Annotated in this window: 23 protein-coding genes; 10 read left to right on the top strand and 13 right to left on the bottom strand. The window is 63.7% G+C overall.

Translation table 11 applies throughout. The features are described from left to right. The 6 genes from eutA to ehuR all read right to left on the bottom strand — a co-directional run bounded on the left by eutA (position 1) and on the right by ehuR (position 5,522). The gene (eutA, locus tag NKH22_RS13070; RefSeq protein ID WP_352909714.1) at positions 1 to 780 is read right to left on the bottom strand and encodes an ectoine utilization protein EutA; all 780 of its coding nucleotides are present in this window, start codon (positions 778 to 780) and stop codon (positions 1 to 3) included. Positions 781 to 787: 7 nt separating this feature from the next. Next, a complete protein-coding gene (gene ehuD, locus NKH22_RS13065; protein ID WP_023686970.1) occupies positions 788 to 1,447 on the bottom strand; it encodes an ectoine/hydroxyectoine ABC transporter permease subunit EhuD in 660 nt (219 codons plus the stop codon). Continuing rightward, complete coding sequence (gene ehuC / locus NKH22_RS13060; RefSeq protein WP_023667875.1) at positions 1,447 to 2,106, bottom strand: ectoine/hydroxyectoine ABC transporter permease subunit EhuC; 660 nt, start codon at positions 2,104 to 2,106, stop codon at positions 1,447 to 1,449. The genes ehuD and ehuC overlap by 1 nt, the downstream gene beginning before the upstream one ends. A 205-nt stretch (positions 2,107 to 2,311) precedes the next feature. Further along, the gene (gene ehuB / locus NKH22_RS13055; RefSeq protein WP_023682674.1) at positions 2,312 to 3,163 is read right to left on the bottom strand and encodes an ectoine/hydroxyectoine ABC transporter substrate-binding protein EhuB; all 852 of its coding nucleotides are present in this window, start codon (positions 3,161 to 3,163) and stop codon (positions 2,312 to 2,314) included. 63 nt (positions 3,164 to 3,226) lie between these two features. Then, the gene (ehuA, locus tag NKH22_RS13050; RefSeq protein ID WP_023682675.1) at positions 3,227 to 4,012 is read right to left on the bottom strand and encodes an ectoine/hydroxyectoine ABC transporter ATP-binding protein EhuA; all 786 of its coding nucleotides are present in this window, start codon (positions 4,010 to 4,012) and stop codon (positions 3,227 to 3,229) included. 124 nt (positions 4,013 to 4,136) lie between these two features. Continuing rightward, entirely contained in the window at positions 4,137 to 5,522 is a 1,386-nt protein-coding gene (ehuR, locus tag NKH22_RS13045) for a MocR-like ectoine utilization transcription factor EhuR (protein WP_023732236.1), read from the bottom strand. Between the two features lie 82 nt (positions 5,523 to 5,604). Between ehuR and NKH22_RS13040 the strand changes: the two genes are divergently transcribed. The 4 genes from NKH22_RS13040 to NKH22_RS13025 all read left to right on the top strand — a co-directional run bounded on the left by NKH22_RS13040 (position 5,605) and on the right by NKH22_RS13025 (position 10,246). Beyond that, on the top strand, positions 5,605 to 6,093 hold the full coding sequence (locus NKH22_RS13040) for an Lrp/AsnC family transcriptional regulator (RefSeq protein ID WP_023686966.1): 489 nt from the start codon (positions 5,605 to 5,607) through the stop codon (positions 6,091 to 6,093). 129 nt (positions 6,094 to 6,222) lie between these two features. After that, positions 6,223 to 7,716: an NAD-dependent succinate-semialdehyde dehydrogenase gene (locus NKH22_RS13035; RefSeq protein ID WP_023686965.1), complete on the top strand. Its 1,494-nt coding sequence runs from the start codon at positions 6,223 to 6,225 to the stop codon at positions 7,714 to 7,716. 31 nt (positions 7,717 to 7,747) lie between these two features. Beyond that, positions 7,748 to 9,127 carry an aspartate aminotransferase family protein gene (locus NKH22_RS13030; protein ID WP_352909711.1) on the top strand — a complete coding sequence of 460 codons (1,380 nt, stop codon included), beginning with the start codon at positions 7,748 to 7,750 and terminating at the stop codon, positions 9,125 to 9,127. Between the two features lie 9 nt (positions 9,128 to 9,136). Further along, positions 9,137 to 10,246 carry an alcohol dehydrogenase family protein gene (locus tag NKH22_RS13025; RefSeq protein WP_352909708.1) on the top strand — a complete coding sequence of 370 codons (1,110 nt, stop codon included), beginning with the start codon at positions 9,137 to 9,139 and terminating at the stop codon, positions 10,244 to 10,246. A gap of 10 nt (positions 10,247 to 10,256) precedes the next feature. Here the strand turns inward: NKH22_RS13025 and NKH22_RS13020 are convergent, their stop codons facing one another. After that, a complete protein-coding gene (locus NKH22_RS13020) occupies positions 10,257 to 10,415 on the bottom strand; it encodes a hypothetical protein (RefSeq protein WP_196814892.1) in 159 nt (52 codons plus the stop codon). 178 nt (positions 10,416 to 10,593) lie between these two features. Here NKH22_RS13020 and NKH22_RS13015 point away from each other — a divergent pair, with 178 nt between their 5' ends. Genes NKH22_RS13015 through NKH22_RS12990 form a run of 6 tightly spaced genes read left to right on the top strand, consistent with a single transcriptional unit; the run spans position 10,594 to position 15,420 of the window. Further along, entirely contained in the window at positions 10,594 to 11,265 is a 672-nt protein-coding gene (locus tag NKH22_RS13015) for an amino acid ABC transporter permease (protein WP_023682680.1), read from the top strand. After that, positions 11,265 to 11,936, top strand: coding sequence for an amino acid ABC transporter permease (locus NKH22_RS13010; RefSeq protein WP_352909705.1), 672 nt, complete (start codon positions 11,265 to 11,267; stop codon positions 11,934 to 11,936). Before NKH22_RS13015 ends, NKH22_RS13010 begins: the two co-directional genes overlap by 1 nt. Position 11,937: 1 nt before the next feature. After that, on the top strand, positions 11,938 to 12,672 hold the full coding sequence (locus NKH22_RS13005; RefSeq protein WP_023682682.1) for an amino acid ABC transporter ATP-binding protein: 735 nt from the start codon (positions 11,938 to 11,940) through the stop codon (positions 12,670 to 12,672). A 2-nt stretch (positions 12,673 to 12,674) separates the two neighbouring features. Next, positions 12,675 to 13,601, top strand: coding sequence for an isoaspartyl peptidase/L-asparaginase (locus tag NKH22_RS13000; protein WP_023667864.1), 927 nt, complete (start codon positions 12,675 to 12,677; stop codon positions 13,599 to 13,601). A gap of 11 nt (positions 13,602 to 13,612) precedes the next feature. Continuing rightward, positions 13,613 to 14,404, top strand: coding sequence for a transporter substrate-binding domain-containing protein (locus tag NKH22_RS12995; protein ID WP_023682683.1), 792 nt, complete (start codon positions 13,613 to 13,615; stop codon positions 14,402 to 14,404). Further along, positions 14,398 to 15,420 carry a LacI family DNA-binding transcriptional regulator gene (locus NKH22_RS12990; protein WP_023732245.1) on the top strand — a complete coding sequence of 341 codons (1,023 nt, stop codon included), beginning with the start codon at positions 14,398 to 14,400 and terminating at the stop codon, positions 15,418 to 15,420. Before NKH22_RS12995 ends, NKH22_RS12990 begins: the two co-directional genes overlap by 7 nt. A gap of 81 nt (positions 15,421 to 15,501) precedes the next feature. On the opposite strand, the gene NKH22_RS12985 is transcribed toward NKH22_RS12990, so the two are convergent. From NKH22_RS12985 to NKH22_RS12960, 6 genes are read right to left on the bottom strand one after another with little or no spacing between them, the layout of a single operon-like run. Continuing rightward, positions 15,502 to 16,761 (bottom strand): ABC transporter substrate-binding protein, encoded by a 1,260-nt coding sequence (locus NKH22_RS12985; protein WP_023667861.1) that lies wholly within the window; start codon positions 16,759 to 16,761, stop codon positions 15,502 to 15,504. A 36-nt stretch (positions 16,762 to 16,797) separates the two neighbouring features. Beyond that, positions 16,798 to 17,226 carry a hypothetical protein gene (locus tag NKH22_RS12980; RefSeq protein ID WP_023667860.1) on the bottom strand — a complete coding sequence of 143 codons (429 nt, stop codon included), beginning with the start codon at positions 17,224 to 17,226 and terminating at the stop codon, positions 16,798 to 16,800. Beyond that, complete coding sequence (locus NKH22_RS12975; protein WP_352909702.1) at positions 17,223 to 18,278, bottom strand: aldo/keto reductase; 1,056 nt, start codon at positions 18,276 to 18,278, stop codon at positions 17,223 to 17,225. The genes NKH22_RS12980 and NKH22_RS12975 overlap by 4 nt, the downstream gene beginning before the upstream one ends. Further along, positions 18,275 to 18,628: a TIGR04076 family protein gene (locus tag NKH22_RS12970; protein ID WP_352909699.1), complete on the bottom strand. Its 354-nt coding sequence runs from the start codon at positions 18,626 to 18,628 to the stop codon at positions 18,275 to 18,277. The genes NKH22_RS12975 and NKH22_RS12970 overlap by 4 nt, the downstream gene beginning before the upstream one ends. Further along, positions 18,629 to 19,117, bottom strand: a complete 489-nt coding sequence (locus tag NKH22_RS12965; protein WP_023667857.1) for a DUF3830 family protein — start codon at positions 19,115 to 19,117, stop codon at positions 18,629 to 18,631. 1 nt (position 19,118) lies between these two features. Beyond that, entirely contained in the window at positions 19,119 to 19,841 is a 723-nt protein-coding gene (locus tag NKH22_RS12960) for a GntR family transcriptional regulator (protein WP_023710019.1), read from the bottom strand. Between the last annotated feature and the right edge of the window lie 43 nt (positions 19,842 to 19,884).

The raw sequence follows: 19,884 nt of genomic DNA, 5'->3' as shown, positions 1-19,884 counted from the left end.
TCAATCGCGCGGCAAAGGCAGCGTCATCAGACGGCCAAATTCGGGATGCGACGTCCCGTCGCCACACAACCGCAAACAATTCCAGGCGCTGGCCTGATTGCTGGTGACGACCGGGCGGTCGATCGCCTGTTCCATGCCGGGAACCGCGAGCGCTCCGCGCAATGCGGTGCAGGACACGAACAGTGCATCGGCCTGCGCATGCGTCGCCTCACGAGCTAGGTCGACGATCGCTGCCGGCGCAATGCGCGCCATCTCGCGATCGTCCTCGAAGCCGAGGCAGGTGAAGCTGACGATCTCAAAGCCGCGCTCGCCGAAATACGTCGCCATCGGCCTGGAGGTTTCGACGGTGTAAGGGGTGAGGATGCTGATCTTTTTCGCGCCCAGCGCCTTCAGCCCGCGCACGCCGGCCATCGGCGGCGTGACGACGGGAACACCCGGCTTGGCAGACTGGATCGCGGCCTCGATTTCAGCGTCGCCAATCACCACCGAGGCCGAGGTGCAGGAGTAGCAGATCGCGTCGAGCGGCTCATCGGGCAGGATGAGGGCAGCACCCGCCGCCAGCTCGGGCTGCATCTTGCGGAGATTCTCGGGTGTGGTCGGATTCTTGTAGGGAATGCGCGCGACATAGACGCCGACCCGCTCGCTCGCCACCATGCGGCGGAAATCCGGTTCGCTGGTGTGGTCGGTGGCAAGGATGATCAGGCCGACGCGCTTTTCCAGCGGGCGCGCATCGAGCGCCGGCCTTGTCGGCATCAGCCTGATCTCGGGCAGCGGTTTCATCTCAGAATTACCTTTCGATCTTGCCGTAGCGATGTTCCAGCCAGCGCAGCAGCACGACCGAGAAGAGGCTGATGACGAGGAAGAAAGCGCCGACCAGCGTGATCGGCTCAATGTAGCGATAGTAGGTGTTGGCGACGCTCTTTGCCTGGTTCATCAGCTCCAGCACGGTGATTGCCGATAGCAGCGGTGTCTCCTTGAACATGGCGATGAAATAATTGGCCAGCGCCGGGATCATCGGTGGGATCGCTTGCGGAATGATGATGTTGGTCCAGGTCTGCGTGGCGCTCAGATTGCAGGCCTTGGCCGCCTCCCACTGGCCGCGCGGCACGTTGTCGATGCCGGCGCGATAGACTTCCGCCGTGTAGGTGCCGTAGTGCAGGCCGAGCCCGATGACGCCGGCGACCAGCGGCGGCAACAGGATGCCGAAATCCGGCAGGACATAGAAGATGAAATAAAGTTGCACCAGAAGTGGCGTGCCGCGGATGAATTCGGCCGCCCAGCCGACGGTGCGCGACAGGACCTTGTTGGGCGAGCGTCGCGCCAGCGCGATGCCCAGACCCACGATAGCGGCCAGCACGGAGCCGAGCAGCGTTGCCAGGATGGTGATCTTCACGCCCTGGATCAGCGTCGGCAGGATCTCCCAGACGAAGTTCCAGTCCCAATCCATCAGACGCGCACCCCGTCGAGGCCGCGCGCCATGCGGCGTTCCAATGAACGCACGCCCCAGGAGATGATCAGCGCCAGGGCGAAATAGATGATCAGGATGGTGGTGAACGGCGCCAGCGTGTTGCCGGTCTGCGAGCGCACGACCTGCGCCTGAAAGGTGAGATCGGCGAGCGAGATCAGCGACACCACGGAGGTCGCCTTGAGCAGCTCGATGGCGTTGTTGCCGAAGGTCGGCAGCATGACCAGCAGCGCCTGCGGCAGGATGACATGGCGCATACCTTGCCAGCGGCCGAGGTTGAGCGCGATGCAGGCTTCATATTGTTCGCGGCCGACCGACTGGATGGCGCCGCGTACCACCTCGGCCGCATAGGCGCCGACATTGAGGCCCAGCGCCAGCACACCCGCCTGCAGCGGGGTCAGTTCGAGGCCGATCAACGGCAACACGAAATAGGCAAAGAACAGCTGCACGAAGATCGAGGTGCCGCGGAAGAATTCTATATAGGCGGTTGCAAGCCAACGCAGCGCGAAGAAGCGCGACACGCGGCCCATGCCGGCGAGGAAGGCCATGATCAGGGCGAGCACCGACCCCATCAGCGTCAGCTCGATGGTGACAAGCGCTCCCTGCAATATCAGGCCGAGGTAGCCGGACCACTGGGTCATTCGGGTTCCAACGTTGGCGGTTAGCTTCCTTCTCCCCGTTCACGGAGAGAAGATGCCAGTCCACCCTCCGAAGCTGCAGCGCAGCTGCTGCGGAGGACGGGCAGGCAGATGAGGGGCAGCGCTAAATTCTCAGAACCTGGCGCCGCCCCTCATCCGGCCCTTCGGGCCACCTTCTCCCCGTGAACAGGGAGAAGGCAAAACGGCGCTATTTCGCCGCGCAGAGCTTGTCCCGCGTGGTCGACATCGCGGCTGCGGCCGAGAAGCCGTAGGGCTCGATGATCTTGGCGAACTCGCCGGATTTCTTCAGCTTGGCGAGCTCGACATCGAAGGCGTCGCGCAGGGCCTCATCGCCTTTCTTGAAGGCGGCGCCGTCGCAATAGACCGGCGCGCCGACCACCGGGGCGATGACTTCGAGGTTCGGATCGTTGGCTTTCTTGACGAGGTCGTTTATCGACAGGACGGGCAGCGAATAGGCGTCGATGCGGCCGTCCTGCAGCATCTTCAGGCCGCTCTGGCCGTCCGGCACGACGATGACGCGCTCGCGCGGCACGCCGGCGTTGAGCGCCAGCTTCTCCTCGGTGCCGCCACCGGGCGCGCCGATGGTGGCTGACGTGTCCTTGGCGACGTCCTCGTAGCTCTTGAAGCCCTTCGGATTGCCCTTCTTCACCAGCATCGCCTCGGCGTCGCACAGCACCGGCTCGGAATAGACGACCGCCGCGCAACGCTCCGGCTTCATGAACAGGCCGGCGGTGACGACGTCGAAGCGGCCGGCCTGCAGGCCGGGGATCATCGCGCCATATTCGGAGATCGAAGCGACGATGTCGGCAACACCGAGACGCTTGAAGACCTCGCGCGCCACGTCGGGCGCCGCACCCGAAACTTTGCCGTCGGCGGCGACCGCCGTATAGGGCGGCTCGTTGGCGATCGCGACGCGGGCAAAGCCCTGCGCCTTCAATTGCTCGAGCTTGCTGTCATCGGCCGAACCGGTGCTCGACGCGGCGAGCACCGCCGTCAGTGCGAGACCGGCGACGCCGGCCAGAATGCCAAGTTTCTTCATTGTTCCCAACTCCTTGTTGTCTTCTTGGTTTTGTCTGGGGCGGTCTTCCGCCCCGCAAAGCGGTCAGACACGATGTCCGGCTGCGATGATCTTCTTCAGGAAGCCTTGCGTGCGCTCCTGCTTTGGATGGCGGAAAATCTCGTCTGGTTTGCCCTCTTCGACGATCTTGCCGCGGTCGAAGAACAGCACGCGGTCGGCGAAGTCGTGGGCAAAGCCCATCTCGTGGGTGACCAGCAGCATGGTCATGTCGGTCTCTGCGGCGAGCTTGCGCATGACATTCATCACCTCCTCGACCAGCTCCGGATCGAGGGCCGACGTCACCTCGTCGAACAGCATGATCTTCGGCGACAATGCCAGCGCACGGGCAATCGCCACGCGCTGCTTCTGGCCGCCGGACAGCTGCGCCGGCATCGACTTCGCCTTGTCGGCCATGCCGACCATGTCGAGCAGTTCCATGGCCCGCTTTTCAGCGGCGGCGCGAGGCGTGCCCTTGGTCAGCATCGGCGCCAGCGTGACGTTATCCATGACGCATTTGTGCGGAAACAGATTGAACAGCTGGAAGACCATGCCGATCTTCTGCCGCATCTTGGTCAGGTGCCGCTCGTCGGCGGGCAGCAGCTGGCCGTTGCGCTCCATGTGATAGAGCTGCTCGCCATCGATCTGGATATGGCCGCCGTCGATCTTCTCCAGCGTCATCAGGATTCGCAGGATCGTCGTCTTGCCCGAGCCGGACGGGCCGATCAGCGCCAGCTTCTCGCCGGGCATGACCTGCATCGACAGGCCGTCCAGTACCTTGAACGAGCCGAAGCTCTTCGAAATGGCGTCGACCTTGATGATGGGTGAGGACAAATGAATTTCCCCTGCTGGAGAAGCCTGTGCCCTTAACGATGCGGAACGCGCCAAATCATGTCAATTGGGAAAATAAAATCATGACAATATTTCCGGCACTGCATGATTCCAGAGCAATTCCCGCTTAGATTGCGAGCAGCAGATGCTCCGGATCGCCAAGCAGCAACTTGGTGACAACGCCGAGGCCGGCGCGCAGTTCCCCCTCGGTGGTCGAGCCGAGCGAGATGCGCACCGCCGGATGCCAGGGCGCATCCGAGATGCGGAAGGAGGTGCCGGGCGCGATCGCCACGCCTTGCAGGCGGGCCTGGGCGACGAAGCTTTCCTCGGCACGGTCCGCGGGCAGTTGCAACCAGACATGCAGCCCGTCGCGCCTGGCGCGATAACCAACCCCGCCCAGCACCTCGGCTGCGATGTCCTGGCGGCGGCGCAATGCCGCGCGCTGCCAGCGAACGAGTTCCATCGCCGTGCCGTCGGTCACCCATTTGGTGGCGATCTCGGCCACCAGCGGCGTCGCCATCCAGTTCGACACCAGATGCCGGTTGGCAACGGCGGCGACATAGCGGTCGGGCGCCGCGAGATAGCCGATGCGCAGGCCAGGTACGGTGATCTTGGTGAAGGAAGTGACGTAGAGCGTGCGCTCCGGCGCAAAGGCGGCGACCGGCGGCGGCCGGTCCTCGACCAGCGGACCCAGCACATCGTTCTCGATGATGGCGATGTCGTGCTTGCGCGCGACCGCGGCGATCTCTTCGCGCCGCCGAGCGTCCATCAGCGTCGCCGTCGGGTTGATCACCGACGGTTGCACGAATACCGCGCGAATGTCGGTGAGCCGGCAGACCTCGTCCAACGCCTCCGGGATCAGGCCATTGCCGTCGATCGGCAGGCCTTCCAGGTTGAAGCCGAGATAGCGCGCTAGCGGCACCAGCGTGTGGTGGCCGATAGCCTCGGTGGCGACGGTCGAGCCCGGCGGCGCCACGCTCATCAGCGCTACGGTCATCCCAGCAGTGGCGCCGTTGGTCAGGCTGATATTCTGCGCGGAGACGTCAAGCCCGCACAGTTTCAGCCATTCGACCGCCACCGCGCGGTGGCGCGGAAACACCATGTTGGGCCGAAACGACAGCGCCGAACTCGATGGCAGGTTTTCGGCCAGCCAGCCCAGCGCCTGCTTCAGCCGCTCCAGATGCATCGGCTCGCAGACCGGCTTCAGGATCGATAGGTCGATGACCTCGCCGAGGCGCTCCGGCAGATAGGGCGGCTCCGGTTCACGGCGCTGCGTCTGGACAAAGCTGCCGCGGCCGATCTCGCCCGAAATCAGGCCGCGCCGGATCAGTTCTTCGTAGGCGCGGCTGACCGTCTGCACCGACAGTTTTAAATCGTCTGCCAGCCTTCGATGCGTTGGCAGCCGCGCGCCATTGGCCAGCCGCCCGTCATGAATGGCGCGGGCGAACTGGTCGGCCAGCGATTGATAGGCTGGCCGGCGGAGGAGCGCAGGGTCGGGTTGCCATAATGTCATGACTTAATAGAGATCGAAATCAGTGCAATTGACAATCGAAATAATGCGCCGTCATGGTGATGCCGACAAAAAGCGGACGCCGATGACATCGAAACTCGACGCGGTCGACCTCAGGATACTCGACGCCATCCAGCGCGACGGGCGCATCACCAAGCTGGCGCTGGCCGAACAGGTCGGGCTGTCGCCGACGCCGTGCTGGATGCGGCTGCGCAAGCTGGAGAAGGCCGGCATCGTCTCGGGCTACCACGCCAGGATCGCCATGCGCGTCGTGGCGCCGGTCGCCACCGTGCTGATGGAGGTGACGCTGGCCAGCCATCGCCAGGCCGATTTCGATCGCTTCGAACGCGTCATCCGCGATATCCCCGAAATCGTCGCCTGCTGGTCGGTGGGCGGCGGCGTCGACTATGTGGTGAAGGTGATGACGCGCGACATCGACGCCTATCAGCGGCTGGTCGACGACCTGCTGGAGCGCGAGATCGGCATCGACCGCTACTTCACCTACATCGTCACCAAGACGGTGAAGGACGAAATCGTGCTGCCGATAGCCGACCTGCTGCCGGCGTCGGCATAAGCCCGGAGAGAATGTCTGTCGGGACGGCACAATAGAGAGAGTCTCTCTCCTTCAGGGCGTCGAAACAGTCTCTCTGTCTGCATGTGACGGATAGTCTTCCCGCATCGTCCGAACCGGGAGGCCTCGACCATGTCCGCGCATTTTGCCCGCTCGCATCGCCATGAGGCGCTCGACCGCCTCTCCGACCGCCGGCTGCTGCGCGAGCTTGCCTATGTCGATGGGCATTGGACCGCGAGCGAAGCGGCCGAAAGCTTTGAAGTCACCGATCCGGCCACAGGCGCGACGGTCGCGTTTGTCGCCGCGCTCGATGCGCAGCAAACGACAAGGGCAATCGGTGCCGCCGCGCGTGCCTTCCCGGCTTGGCGGTCACTGCTGCCGCAGGAGCGGTCGAGAATTCTGCGAAAATGGTTCGAGCTGATCATCGCGGCGAAAGACGACCTTGCCCTGCTGATGACTTTGGAACAAGGCAAGCCGCTGCAGGAATCGCTCGGCGAAATCGACTATGCCGCCTCTTTCGTCGAATGGTATGCCGAAGAGGCAAAGCGCCTCAACGCCGAGAGCGTCACCAGCCATCTGCCGAATGCCGAGATGATGGTGAGGCGCGAGCCGCTCGGCGTTGTCGGCGTCGTCACGCCCTGGAATTTTCCGGCGGCGATGCTGACCCGCAAGGCGGCCGCCGCACTCGCCGCCGGCTGCACCATCGTCGCACACCCATCCTCGGAGACGCCGCTGTCGGCGCTGGCGCTGGCTGAACTCGGCGAGCGCGCCGGCCTGCCCGCCGGTGTCTTCAACGTCATCACCGGCAAGGCAGCGACGATCGTCGGGCGCATGTGCGAAGACCCGCGCGTCCGCGCCATGAGTTTTACCGGCTCGACGGAGATCGGCCGGTTGATCGCCGCACAGTGTGCTCCGACGATGAAGCGGCTGGTGATGGAGCTTGGCGGCCATGCGCCGCTGATCGTCTTTGCCGACGCCGATGTCGACAACGCAGTGAGCATTGCCATCGATGCCAAGTTTGCAACGTCAGGCCAGGACTGCCTTGCCGCCAACCGCATCTATGTCCAGCGCCCGATCTACGATCGCTTCTGCGCCGCCTTTGCCGAGCGCATCGAGGCGCTGCGGACCGGCAATGGGCTTGTCGAAAAGATCGATATCGGACCGCTGATGCATGAGCGCGCCGTGACCAAGGTCGAGGAACAGGTCGCCGATGCCGTCGCCCATGGCGCGCGCTGCCTCACCGGCGGCAAGCGGCATCAGGCCGGGCCGCTGTTCTACCAGCCGACGTTGCTGGCCGATGTCAGCGACGAAGCGCTGATCATGCGCGAGGAGACCTTTGGGCCGGTCGCCGCAGTCACGCCGTTCGACAGTGAGGACGAGGTGATCGCCCGTGCCAACGCCACAGAATATGGCCTCGTCGCCTATGTCGTTACCGAGAATGGCGCCCGCCAGCAACGTATGGGCCGCGCGCTCGACTACGGCATGGTCGCCATCAACCGCGTCAAGATCACCGGAGCGCCGATCCCCTTCGGCGGCGTCAAGCAATCCGGCATCGGCCGCGAAGGCTCGCGCCACGGGCTCGAAGCTTTCACCGATCTGAAGTACCTCTGTCTGGACGTCACATAGTCCGTCCGGCCATCTCTCAAGGAGTCAAAAAATGCTCGACCAGTCCAACGAACTCAACGCCTGGGATCGCGACCATTTCTTCCATCCTTCGACCCATATGGGCACGCATGCGCGGGGCGAGAGCCCGACCCGCATCATGGCCGGCGGTGAAGGCGTCACCGTCTGGGACAACAATGGCAAGAAGAGCATCGATGCCTTTGCCGGTCTCTATTGCGTCAATGTCGGCTATGGCCGCCAAAAGATCGCGGATGCCATCGCCACCCAGGCGAAGAACCTCGCCTATTACCACGCCTATGTCGGCCACGGCACCGAGGCTTCGATCACACTGGCCAAGATGATCATCGACCGCGCGCCGAAGGGCATGTCGAGGGTCTATTTCGGCCTCTCGGGTTCGGATGCCAACGAGACCAACATCAAGCTGATCTGGTACTACAACAACGTGCTTGGGCGGCCGGGGAAGAAGAAGATCATCTCGCGCTGGCGCGGCTATCACGGTTCGGGCGTGATGACGGGATCACTGACCGGGCTCGACCTGTTCCACAACGCCTTCGACCTGCCGCGCGCGCCGGTCCTGCACACCGAAGCGCCCTACTATTTCCGCCGCGCCGACCGCTCGATGAGCGAGGAGCAGTTCTCGCAGCATTGCGCCGACAGACTGGAAGAGATGATCCTGGCCGAAGGTCCCGAAACCGTCGCCGCCTTCATCGGCGAGCCGATCCTCGGTACTGGCGGCATCGTGCCGCCGCCGGCCGGCTACTGGGAGAAAATCCAGGCGGTGCTGAAGAAATATGACGTGCTGCTGGTCGCCGACGAGGTGGTGACGGGCTTTGGCCGTCTGGGCACCATGTTCGGCTCCGACCATTACGGCATCAAGCCGGACCTGATCACCATCGCCAAGGGCCTGACCTCGGCCTATGCACCGCTGTCGGGCGTCATCGTTGCCGACAAGATGTGGCAGGTGCTGGTGCAGGGCTCCGACAAGCTTGGCTCGCTCGGCCATGGCTGGACCTATGCGGCGCACCCGATCTGCGTTGCCGCCGGCGTCGCCAATCTCGAACTGATCGACGAGATGGACCTGGTGACAAATGCCCGCGAGCCCGGCGCCTATTTCCGCGCCGAACTCGCCAAGGCTGTCGGCGGCCACAGACATGTCGGCGACGTGCGCGGCGATGGCATGCTGGCGGCAGTCGAATTTGTCGCCGACAAGGACGACCGGGTGTTCTTCGACGCCTCGCTCAAGATCGGGCCGCAAGTGGCGACAGCACTTGCCGCCAGCGGCGTCATCGGCCGCGCCATGCCGCAGGGCGACATACTAGGCTTCGCGCCGCCGCTCTGCTTGACGCGTGAGGAAGCCGACATCGTCGTTTCGAAAACCGCCGATGCCGTCAACAGCGTGTTTTCCAATCTCTGAGATCGACCCATGAATGCCATGACCAAGACCCTCCCCGCCACCATGGCCGCCGTGCTGCTCACCGGGCATGGCGGACCGGAAAAGCTCGTCTATCGCACCGATGTGAAAGTGCCTGTGCCTGCCGCCGGCGAAGTGCTGGTCAAGGTCAGCGCCTGCGGTATGAACAACACCGATGTCTGGGTGCGCCAGGGCGCATACGGAACCGAGGAGGACGCTGCCGCCGTGTCGACATGGCGGCGGCAAGGCAACACGCTTACCTTCCCGCGCATCCAGGGCACCGACACGGTCGGCACCATCGCTGCCGTCGGCGAAGGCGTTTCCCCGGGCCGTATCGGCGAACGGGTAATGGTCGATTTTTCGATCTACAACCGCGACGACGATTCCCTCGCCGACATCGACTATATGGGCCACGGTCGCGACGGCGGGTACGCCGAGTACCAGACGGTGCCGGGCGAGAATGCGCATGTCGTCGATACTGACATGAGCGACGTCGAACTCGCCACCTTCTGCTGCGCCTACCTCACCGGCGAGCAGATGCTGGAGCGCGCCGGGCTGAAAACCGGCGAACGCGTGCTGGTCACCGGCGCCTCGGGCGGCGTCGGTTCCGGCATCGTGCAGCTGGCGCGGGCGCGCGGCGCCATTCCCTACGCCGTCGTCGGCAAGGGCAAGGAGCAGGCGGTGCGCGACATCGGCGCCGAAGCGGTTATTACCCGTGGGGTTGCCGATCTTCCCGCCGCCGTGAATGAAGCCACTGGCGGCCAGCCGATCGATGTGGTCGCCGATCTCGTCGGCGGCGCGATCTTCAACGACCTCTTGCGCATCCTGAGGCCCGAAGGCCGCTACACCACCGCCGGCGCGATTGCCGGTCCGGTTGTGCAGCTCGATCTCCGGACCATGTATCTGAAGCAGCTGCAACTGCACGGATCGAGCCAGGGGACGCGCGCCGACTTCCGCCGCATCATTGGATACATCGAAGCGAAGAAAATCCGGCCGCTGGTCGGCGGCGTCTACAGGCTCTCCGATTTTCACAAGGCGCAGGCAGACTTTATTGCCAAGGACTTCGTCGGCAAGCTGGTGATCGTGCCGGACGCCATGTGGAACCCGAATATCCGCACATAACGCCCCTACGTCAGAGCTCGTCGTAAACGGCATCATCAACACCTTGCGGCGTGGAGTCGTCGAAACCCAGCATGCGGTTGGTGACGTAGCCGAATCCGACACCGGCGCCGGGATCGGCAAAACCGAGGGCGCCGCCCCAGCCGCCATCGCAGCGACGCGCGGCTGGCATAGGCGGCGTCGTCGAGTTGAAAGCCGGCGGCGAATTGTCGGCGCTTGAGACATAGCGCGCATGAGGCGAACCGGAATCATCGCAACGAATGCAATCCACAGGCCGGCAACCAGACCCTGCATCTTGACAGACGAGGCGAAAGCCAAAAGAGTGAAACCGGTTTCACTGGGGACCGCCGGTGCATTTCGATCTGTCCACTCTGCTCCCGCATCTGGGTTTTCTGGCGCGCGGCGCCGAACTCACGGCCGCGGCTTGCGCGCTGTCGCTGGTAGGAAGCGTCTTCATGGGCGCGTTGGTGGCGATCGCACGCACCTCCGCCTCGGCACTGCTTCGACGGATCGCCTTCGTCTATGTCGATCTCTTCCGCAATGTGCCGTTCATCGTCCAGCTGTTCTTCTTCTATTACGGCCTGCCCGAGCTCGGCATTTACATCGATGCCTTCACCACCGGCGTCGTGGCGCTTTCGATTGCCGGCGGCGCCTATGCCTCCGACATCATTCGCGCCGGCATCCTCGCCATCGACCAGGGCATCATCGACGCCGCTGAAGTGAGCGGCCTGTCCAGGCGCAAGATCTTCACCCGCATCGTGCTGCCGATTGCGCTGCGCACCTCCGTGCGACCGCTCGGATCCGTGCTCATCAACATGATCCTTACGTCCTCGATCCTCTCGACCATCACGCTCAACGAGCTCACCGGCTCAGCCCAGATCGTGGTCTCGCAGACCTATCGGCCCTTCGAGGTCTATATGGTGCTGCTCTGTGCCTATGCGGCCCTGACCTATCTGGTCTCGCTGGGCGTCACCCTGCTCCACCGCCATCTCAATCGGGACATGATGGAGGCGGTCGACTGATGCGGTTCAGCGACTTCACCTCCTACGACCTGATCCTGCTGGCGCAAGGTCTCGGCACCAACGTCGCGCTGTTTCTCATCACGTCGCTGATCGGACTGCTGATTGGCCTGAGCTGGGCGCTGGTGCGGTTCTACCGTGTGCCGGTTCTGGCCCAGATCGTCACCTTCCTGTCGGAGCTGTTGAAGAACTCGCCGGTGCTGGTGCAGCTGTTCCTGGTGTTCTTCGGCCTGCCGGCGCTGCTGCATATAAGGGTGACGCCGGTCACCGCAGCGACCATCACTCTGTCGGCGAACACCGCGGCATTCGTCTATGTCATCGCGGTCTCGGCGGTCGAGTCGATCGAACGCGAGCAGGTCGAGGCCGCGCGTGTCTTCGGCCTGATCCGGTGGCAGGTCCTGCGCCATATCGTTTCGCCCCAGGCTGCCGCCTTCGCGGTCGGCCCGCTCGTCGCGCTGCTGGTCAACCAGCTTCAGGTGACGTCGCTGATTTCTGTCATCGGCGTCGTCGACCTGACCAAGATCGGCCACATCCTCAACATGCGGACCTTGAAGCCGTTCGTGGTCTGGACCGTCGTCGGACTGCTCTACTATGGCGCGGCAAAGCTGGTCGCCCTGCTTGGCGAGCGTCTTGAAAACCGCCTGCGGGCGCACAGCGCCTGGCGGGGGCTTTAACATGCTCAAGATCGAAAACGTGCACAAAGCGTTCGGCGAGGTCACTGTGCTGGACGGCGTCGACCTGACGATCGCGCCCGGCGAAGTGGTCTCGATCCTCGGGTCGTCAGGGTCCGGCAAGTCGACATTGATCCGTTGCATCAACGGCCTCGAAAAGCTGAAGTCGGGCCGCATCACGGTCGACGATTTCGATGTCAGCAAGCCGAAGGAGCTGGCCGAGGCGCGCAAGCGCTCAGGCACCGTTTTCCAGCTGTTCAACCTCTATCCGCATATGAGCGCGCTTCAGAACATTACGCTCGCCCCGATCGAGGTGCTGAAGATGCCGCGCCCTGAGGCCGAGGCGCTGGCGCGCAAGCTGCTCGAGTCCGTCGGCCTTGCCGATCGGGCCAACGCCTACCCGGCGCAGTTGTCGGGCGGGCAGCGCCAGCGTGTCGGCATCTGCCGGGCGCTCGCCATGCAGCCGCGCTATCTGCTGCTCGATGAAGTGACCAGTGCGCTCGACCCGGAAATGACGGCCGAGGTGCTGGCCATCCTGGCTAATCTCGCCGCGCAAGGCACGACCATGCTGTTCGTCACCCACGAGATCGAATTCGCGCGCGAGATTTCCAACCGCATCGTCTTCCTCGACAAGGGCAGGCTGGTGGTCGATCTGCCGACGGATCGTTTCTTCGCCGCGGACGGCGGCCGGGCGCAGCCGCGGGTTGCGCAGTTTCTCTCCAGGATGCGCAAGGACTAGGAATGCTGCTGTTAGCCAACAACGAAGCATGGCCGGGATTCGAGACCTCGGTGCAAATGCTGCGCGATGGCGCCGTCAGCCTGGACGCGATGGTTGCCGGCATCGGCATGGTGGAGAAAGAGGTCAAGGTTCGCAGCGTCGGCTATGGCGGCTGGCCGAACATGCTGGGCGAGATGGAGTTCGACGCCGGCGTCATGGATGGCAATACAAGAGAGGTCGGTTCAGTCGGCGCTGTGCCAAGGACCTTGGCGGTCGCTGCCCTGGCCCAGCAGGTGATGAAGCGCCTGCCGCATGTGATGCTGACCGGCGAAGGGGCGCGGCGCTTTGCCAGCGAAATCGGTTTTGCCGAAGACGAAGTCTTGTTCGAGGACAGCAAGCGCGTCTGGTGGGAGCGGCTGCAACAGGAACTCACACCGCAACAGCTGGCGAAATTCCCCGATATCGATCTGGCGCCGCTCAGCCGTACTATCACCGATCCCGAGCGGGTCCGCGACACCACCGTCTTCCTGTCGGCGGATGCGCGGCGCGGCGTCCATGCCGCGAGTTCGACCTCGGGCTGGGCGTGGAAATATCCGGGCCGGCTCGGCGATTCTCCCATTCCCGGCGCAGGCTTTTACGCCGACAGCCGCTATGGCGCGGCGGCGTGCACCCATACCGGCGAGATGACGATGCGCTGCGCCACCGCACGGACCGTCGTGCTGGCCATGAAGCTTGGCCGATCCCTGTCGGATGCGGTCGCGCTGGCGGTCGAGGAACTGGCTGAACTCGACACCGGCTTCCTGGCCGGAGTGGTCATCCACGCCGTCGACGCCGAGCAGAACCACGAGGTGGTGAATTTCAGATGCGAGGGCGAGGTCCGCTACTGGCTCTGGAAGGATTCCATGCCCGCACCCGAATTGCGGGCAGCAAAACGCGTCACTAGAAAATAAGGAGAGGAACCATGAAAACCGTAGTGCGTGCCTTCGCCGCGCTGGCCATCGTGGCCGGTTCGGCATTTCCAGCCCTTGCCGGCATGATTGACGACATCCGCTCACGCGGCACCATTCGCATCGGCGTATCGCTCGGCGGCGAGCCGATCGGCTTTCGGGATGCACAAAACAACCCTGTCGGCTACGATGTCGATGTCGCGACGCTGCTGGCGCAAAAGCTCGGCGTGCCGGTCGAGTTCGTCGACGTCTCGGGCGATGCGCGTATTTCCATGCTGGTGTCGGGACAGATCGATGTCGCGGTCGCAAACACCTCGGCAACGCTCGAGCGGGCCAAGACCGTCAACTTCACCATCCCCTACAACCGGGCCGGGCTGCGCGTCATCGTCCAGAAGGATGCCGGGATAACCGACCTCAAGGGGCTCGCCGGCAAGAAGGTTGTCGTCGGCCGCGGCACCACGGGCGAAACCTTCCTCAAGGCAGCCGTGCCGGACGCAGAGCTCGTTTATGTCGACCAGTTCGCGCCCGACGGGGTTCTGCAGCTGCAACAGAAGCGCGTCGATGCGGCGATCGAGGATTCCTCACTGCTCGATTACCTCGCAACCAAGACACCGAGCCTGGTGACGCTGCCTGGCCTCTATTCCAACGATCCGATCGGCATCGCGGTCGCCAAGGGCGATCCCGAATTCGTCCGCTGGCTCGACATGTTCGTGTCCGACTTCATCCAGTCGGGCACCTACGAGGCGACCTACAAGAAGTGGTGGGGGCCGGGCTCCAACCCGCCGGCGCTCAACCCGCTGTGGTGACACCCACTACCGGCAACCGATCGGCGCACACTCGAGGCGCCGTCGCAACGATCGCCGATGTCGCGCGGCTGGCAGGCGTGTCGCGTGCCGCGGCGAGCCGTGCGCTGTCGAGCGGACCGCGACCGGTCTCGGCGGACAAACGCGAACGTGTCGTGCAGGCCGCCGCGCAGCTCGGCTACAAACCCAATCTCCTGGCGCAAAGCCTGACCACCAAGACCGTCAATCTGGTTGCCGTCGTGGTCAACCACATTCACGACCTTTCAGATCTCGACCTGTTCGACCGTCTGCTCGACGCAATCCAGTCGATCGGCAAGCAGGTCATCCTCATCCGCATCGGCTCGGCGGAAGGGGTCGAGGATTTTCTGCGCAACGGCGTTGCCTATCATGTCGATGCCGCCGTGGTGTTCTCCGACTTTGCCGATGCAGCGACGGTGCGGCGCATGTTTCGCTCGGACCTGGTCATCATGCTGAACGGACTGCATGACGATCTGTCACCCACCGTCATTCCCGATGAAGGCGTCGGCATCGCCGAGGCCGTGGCGGATGCGGCGGCCAAGCGCGCGCGCACGGCCAGCCTGCTGACCGGCCGTTCGTCCTCGCGGGTCGAACAGCTGCGCATCGGCCACTACCTCGAAGCGTTCCGGCATCATGGAATTGAACTGCTGCAGACGGTCCAGGGAGACTATTCCTACGAGTCGGGCTATGCGGCAGCCGCCGGCCTGACGGGACGCGGCTGTCCCGATGCGGTCTTTTGTACGTCCGACGCGATGGCCATGGGTGTTCTGGATGTCTGCCGGGCGGATTTCCCCGACAACCGGCCCAGCCGCTTCCGCCTCTATGGCTTCGACAATGTGTCCCTGACCAATTTCGACGCCTACCCGATATCGTCAATCGGCTACGACAAATCAGACTATGTGGGTCATATCGTCGGCGCCCTCTCCAATCCGCAGGTCTTCATGCCCGGCCAGCCGCCTGTCGTTATATTGACCCGGCTGATTTCGCGCTTGACCGCGTAACTAGCGCCGATGTTGGACTGCTTGTCCGGCGTCGATCTCCCAGAGCTCGAACGGAGATCGCGCCGGACAATGTACCGGCGCCTACTGCAATTTCGCCTGCAGCGCGTTGACGTCGTCGGTTGTCATTTCACCGTCGGTCGTCACCTTGCCGTCGACGATCTTCCACAGCCGGAACGGACCGGTGATGTCGCCATATTTGTCGAAGCTGACCGGACCGATGACGCCTTCATAGCGGATCGGCCTGCCGTCCTTGATCAGGCCGAGCGCCTTGGCGAACTCGTCCTTGCCGGCATAGATCGGTGTGCCGGCAGGATCGACCGCCTTGTACATGGCATCCTTGATCTTGGCTGGATCCTCGGAGCCGGCAATGGCAATGGCGAGACCGACAATGGCGCCGGCATCATAGGAACGGTCGGCTGCCGGGTTCGACGGTTCGATGCCCGAAAACTCCTTGTAGTTTTTCAGGAAATAGTCGGTGGATGCCGTCGGGCTGGTGCCGGAAGAGGTACCATAGGCATCCTTCAGATAATCGGCGCCGACGGATTCGATGAAGTCCGGGCTGTTCATGCCGTCATTGAGCAGGAATTTCTGCACGCCGCCCTGCGATATCCAGGTGCGGGCGACCGTTGCGCCGTCGACCGGCGTGCTGACGAGGTAGAGTCCGTCCGGCTCGCCTCCCATCGCCGCCGTCACTTCCGAAGCATAGCTCGACTGCTTTTCATTATAGGGCGTGTCGGAGACGATGGTGCCGCCGAGCGCTTTGTAGGCACGCGAGAATTCGGCCACCATGTTGACGCCGAAGTCGTTGTTGACATGGATGATCGACAGTTTCTTGAAGCCCTTGTCGATGGCGTATTTGGCGGCGGCCACGCCTTGCAGCGCATCCGACGTGATGGTGCGGAAGAAGATGCCGTTGGTCTTGCCGTCGCGGCCAAGGGCGGTCAGCGTCGGCGAGGACGAAGCCGGCGACACCTGCACGATCTTGGCCGGCCCGGTGACCGAGGTCAAAATCGGGATCGACACCGAGGAGATGATGCCGCCGATGATCACCGGCACCTTCTTGACCTGTACCAGCTGGGTCGCGGCATCGACCGCGATATTGCCCTGGCTCTGGCTGTCGCGCGTGTCGGTTGCGAGATCGCAGCCGCGTACGCCACCGGCTTCATTGATGTCGCGGAAGGCCATTTCGACGGACTTCGCGCCGGCCTGGCCGTATTCGCCGGCCGGACCGGTGAGCTCCATGACCAGGCCGACGGTGATCTTGCAGTCCGCTGCGTGTGCGGCGCCGGCCATCGTCACGAGAGCCAGTGCTGTGGTGATTTGAAGTATCGTCTTCTTCATTGCCGTTCCCCTTTTCTTGTTTGAACTTTTGCCTGTTCAGCCTTCCGGCGCCTGCAGCCAGGTCTCATGCAGATGCCGCCATTCGACGCCGTTTGGTGCCGATGAACTGGTGGTGAAGACCGCACTGGACTGCCGGCGACTGTGTTTGCCGGCGCGCAGTTGCGCCTCGATGTAGAAGATGACGATCGTGTCCGCGTCCTGCCAACCCGGCCTGATGTCCTCGATCGATATGGCAAAACCGTCGTCGCAAGTGGCGCGGCTTGTCCGGACATGATCTACGACCGCGTCGCGATCGAGGATCTGGCCATTCGGCGCCACCATGGTGAGGCCTTCGCCCATGACAGCCTCGAAGCGGCCGAACTCCACAGCGTCGGCTCGCGCGGCGACAAACCAGTCGACGAAGAAGCGATGCAGGTCGATGATTTCAGCGCTGGCACGCGAAAAAAGGGAAGGCTCTCCGCTCATTTCTTCCCCGCATTGAGGTTGTAATGCATGATCGAGCCGTGGCGGCCATGACGGTCGCGCTCCAGCGCGTAGACATCGCCCGCGAGGCCGGTGCCTTGTGCGATGGCGGCAGCAATCCGCGCGCGATCGTCGGCGTCGAGCGCGACGTCCATGATTTTCGTATTGGCCAGCGCATGTGCCTGGTTGCGCGCACCCACAATGACGGCCGCGACCTGCGGCTGCTCGAGCACCCATGCCGAGGCGATGGTGGCAATGTCGACGCCGTGGCGATCGCCGACCGCTTTCAGCGCCTTGAGCAGGGACTGGAACAGCTCCCAGCCGCCGAAGTCGTCGATGATCAGCTTGTATTTGACCAGCGAGCGGTTTTCGAGCGGCGTGGAGGGCTCGGCCACGCCAAGCCATTTGTCGCTGAGGAAGCCGCCCGCCACCGAGCCGTAGCAGAGGAAGCGGACACCGTTCTTAGCGGCAAGGCCCGCAAGGCTGTCTGCCGGCCGCTGGTCGAGCACTGAATATTGCAGTTGCTGGCTGACCAGCGGGATGCCCGCGGAGAGGATTTCGGCTAGCCTCGGCGTATCGAAATTGGTGGTGCCGAGATTGCGCACCTTGCCTTCCAGCCGAAGCTCGTCGAGCCAACCCATCGCCTCGACGTAACGAGGCTGGTCATAATCCCACCAGTGAAACTGCACGAGGTCGATCCGCTCGGTCTTGAGCCTGCGAAGCGACTGATCGACGATGCCCCTGATGTAGTCGCGGCTGATGCCTGCCAGTCGTTCGAGGTCCGGCACCAGCTTGGTGTGCACCTTCATCCTGGCCGCGACATCGAGACCGCGCTCGCCGGCCAGCCGCAGGCGCGCGGCGCCGATCAGTTCCTCGACGCCGGTGTAGATGTCGGCGCAGTCATAGGTCCAGATGCCGGCATCGAAAGTGGCGATGAGGTCGGTCACCGCCTGGCTGCGGTCGACGGCGCCATGCCCGCCGGCCAGCTGCCAGCCACCGCGGATGACTCGCGAGATCCCATAGCCGGGGCTGAGTTCGATGGTCCTGGCGGTCATCCCTTGTCGGCCTCCTTCGGCAGCGGCACGGCCGTGGTTTCGGCATGGCTGAACCGCCGCTTGGCAAGCCTGACGATGCGGAGCCGGCTGGCGCAATTGGGATCGGGACAGGCGATCTCGGCATCCGAGGTCATCCAGTCATTTGCATGCGTCGGGCGCTGCTTTGCCGCCAGGAGCGGCAACACGGCCGAGATCGAATAGATCGAAAAACCCTGCCCTGCCGGCAGCGAGAGCATTTCGCCCTTGAGTTCGAAATAGTCGCCGGCCCTGGCGCCGCAATAGACCGGCTTGCCCTCGGGGATGACCGCTTCGACGCGCAGATCGAAGAGTTCGAAACTGTCGTCGGCCATTCAGGCCTCCACCAGGCTGAATGTGATGTCACAGGCGCCGTTGCGGCGGATGACGCCGCAGGCGGCGGCAAACTGATCGCGCTCTCCGGCAAGCACTTGCGCGACCACGCTGCCGGCCAGCCAGCCGATCGGGAACAGCAGCCGCGCCCCCTGCCCGTAGTACAGGCCGATATCGAAGATGGCATTGGGATTGCCGCCCCACACGCGTGGCGGCACATAGGACAGCACGATATCGCCGGGCTGCGGCGTCAGCGTTGCATTCTCCGGTGGCAAAGACTGGGCATAGGCCTGGCCGTGGAGATCGGCTGACGGAACCGGGCACGAGATTTCCGGTCCTGTCCACATCGCATGGATGCCTGGGATGATGCGTGGCTGCGCCAGATACGCCAGCAGGAAGGCGGCATTCTCCGGCGCCTTTTCGGGCAATAGCAGCGCCGTCACGGAAAGCTTCGAGCGTGGTTCTGTGATGCCGATGGCGGGCTTGGGCATGTCAGTCCTTCGCCGATTGAAGTTTGTCGCGCAGGAAGGCGAAGGGGCGGCTGATGTCGGCTACCAGCGCCTCGCGCGCCGCTTGCGCATCCTGTTTGGCAAGTGCCGCGACAATTCGACGATGATAGTGGGCGGTATCAACCTCGCCTGCCTCGGAGAAGGCATAGATGGCGACGCGGATGCAGGGACCCGATTGAAGCCAGAGGCTTTCGATCATCGGGATCAGCACAGCCGAGCCGCAGCAGCGGTAGATCTCAAAATGGAAGCTCTGGTTGAGCGTCGCTTCGCGATCGATATCCTTCTTGTGCTTCAGGGCCCGCATCTCGTCCCACTCGCCCAGCATGGCTTCGATCGATGCGATCTGGCGCGGGCTCATACGCGTGGCGGCAAGCGCGATCGCTTCGCCTTCGATGAGTGAGCGGGCGCGCAGGAGGTCGTCGATGCGCTCCAGCGTGATCGGCGGCACGCGCACCGAGCGGTTGGGCAGCGCCTCCAGCGCCTTTTCCGTGATCAGCCGTCCAAGCGCTTCGCGTACCGGCATGGTCGAGGTGACCAGCGCATCGGCGAGACCGCGGATAGTCAGCACCTGGTTCGGCTCGAAAAGGCCACCGATCAGAGCACGGCGCAACTCGGAATAGACGCGATCCTGCACCGTCTCGCGGCCGACCGGCGTAAGCTGGGCTGCGATCGTCCCGTTGTTCTTGTCGATGGCAGCCTTCTGCATTACCGGCATTTGCCCCGTTTTCGGCTTGCGAATGAAATTAAAG

It is taken from the genome of Mesorhizobium sp. M1252, from assembly GCF_040318265.1.
Lineage (GTDB): Bacteria > Pseudomonadota > Alphaproteobacteria > Rhizobiales > Rhizobiaceae > Mesorhizobium.
Note: the sequence above shows the minus strand (reverse complement) of the source record. Positions and strands in the feature narration are given on the sequence as shown.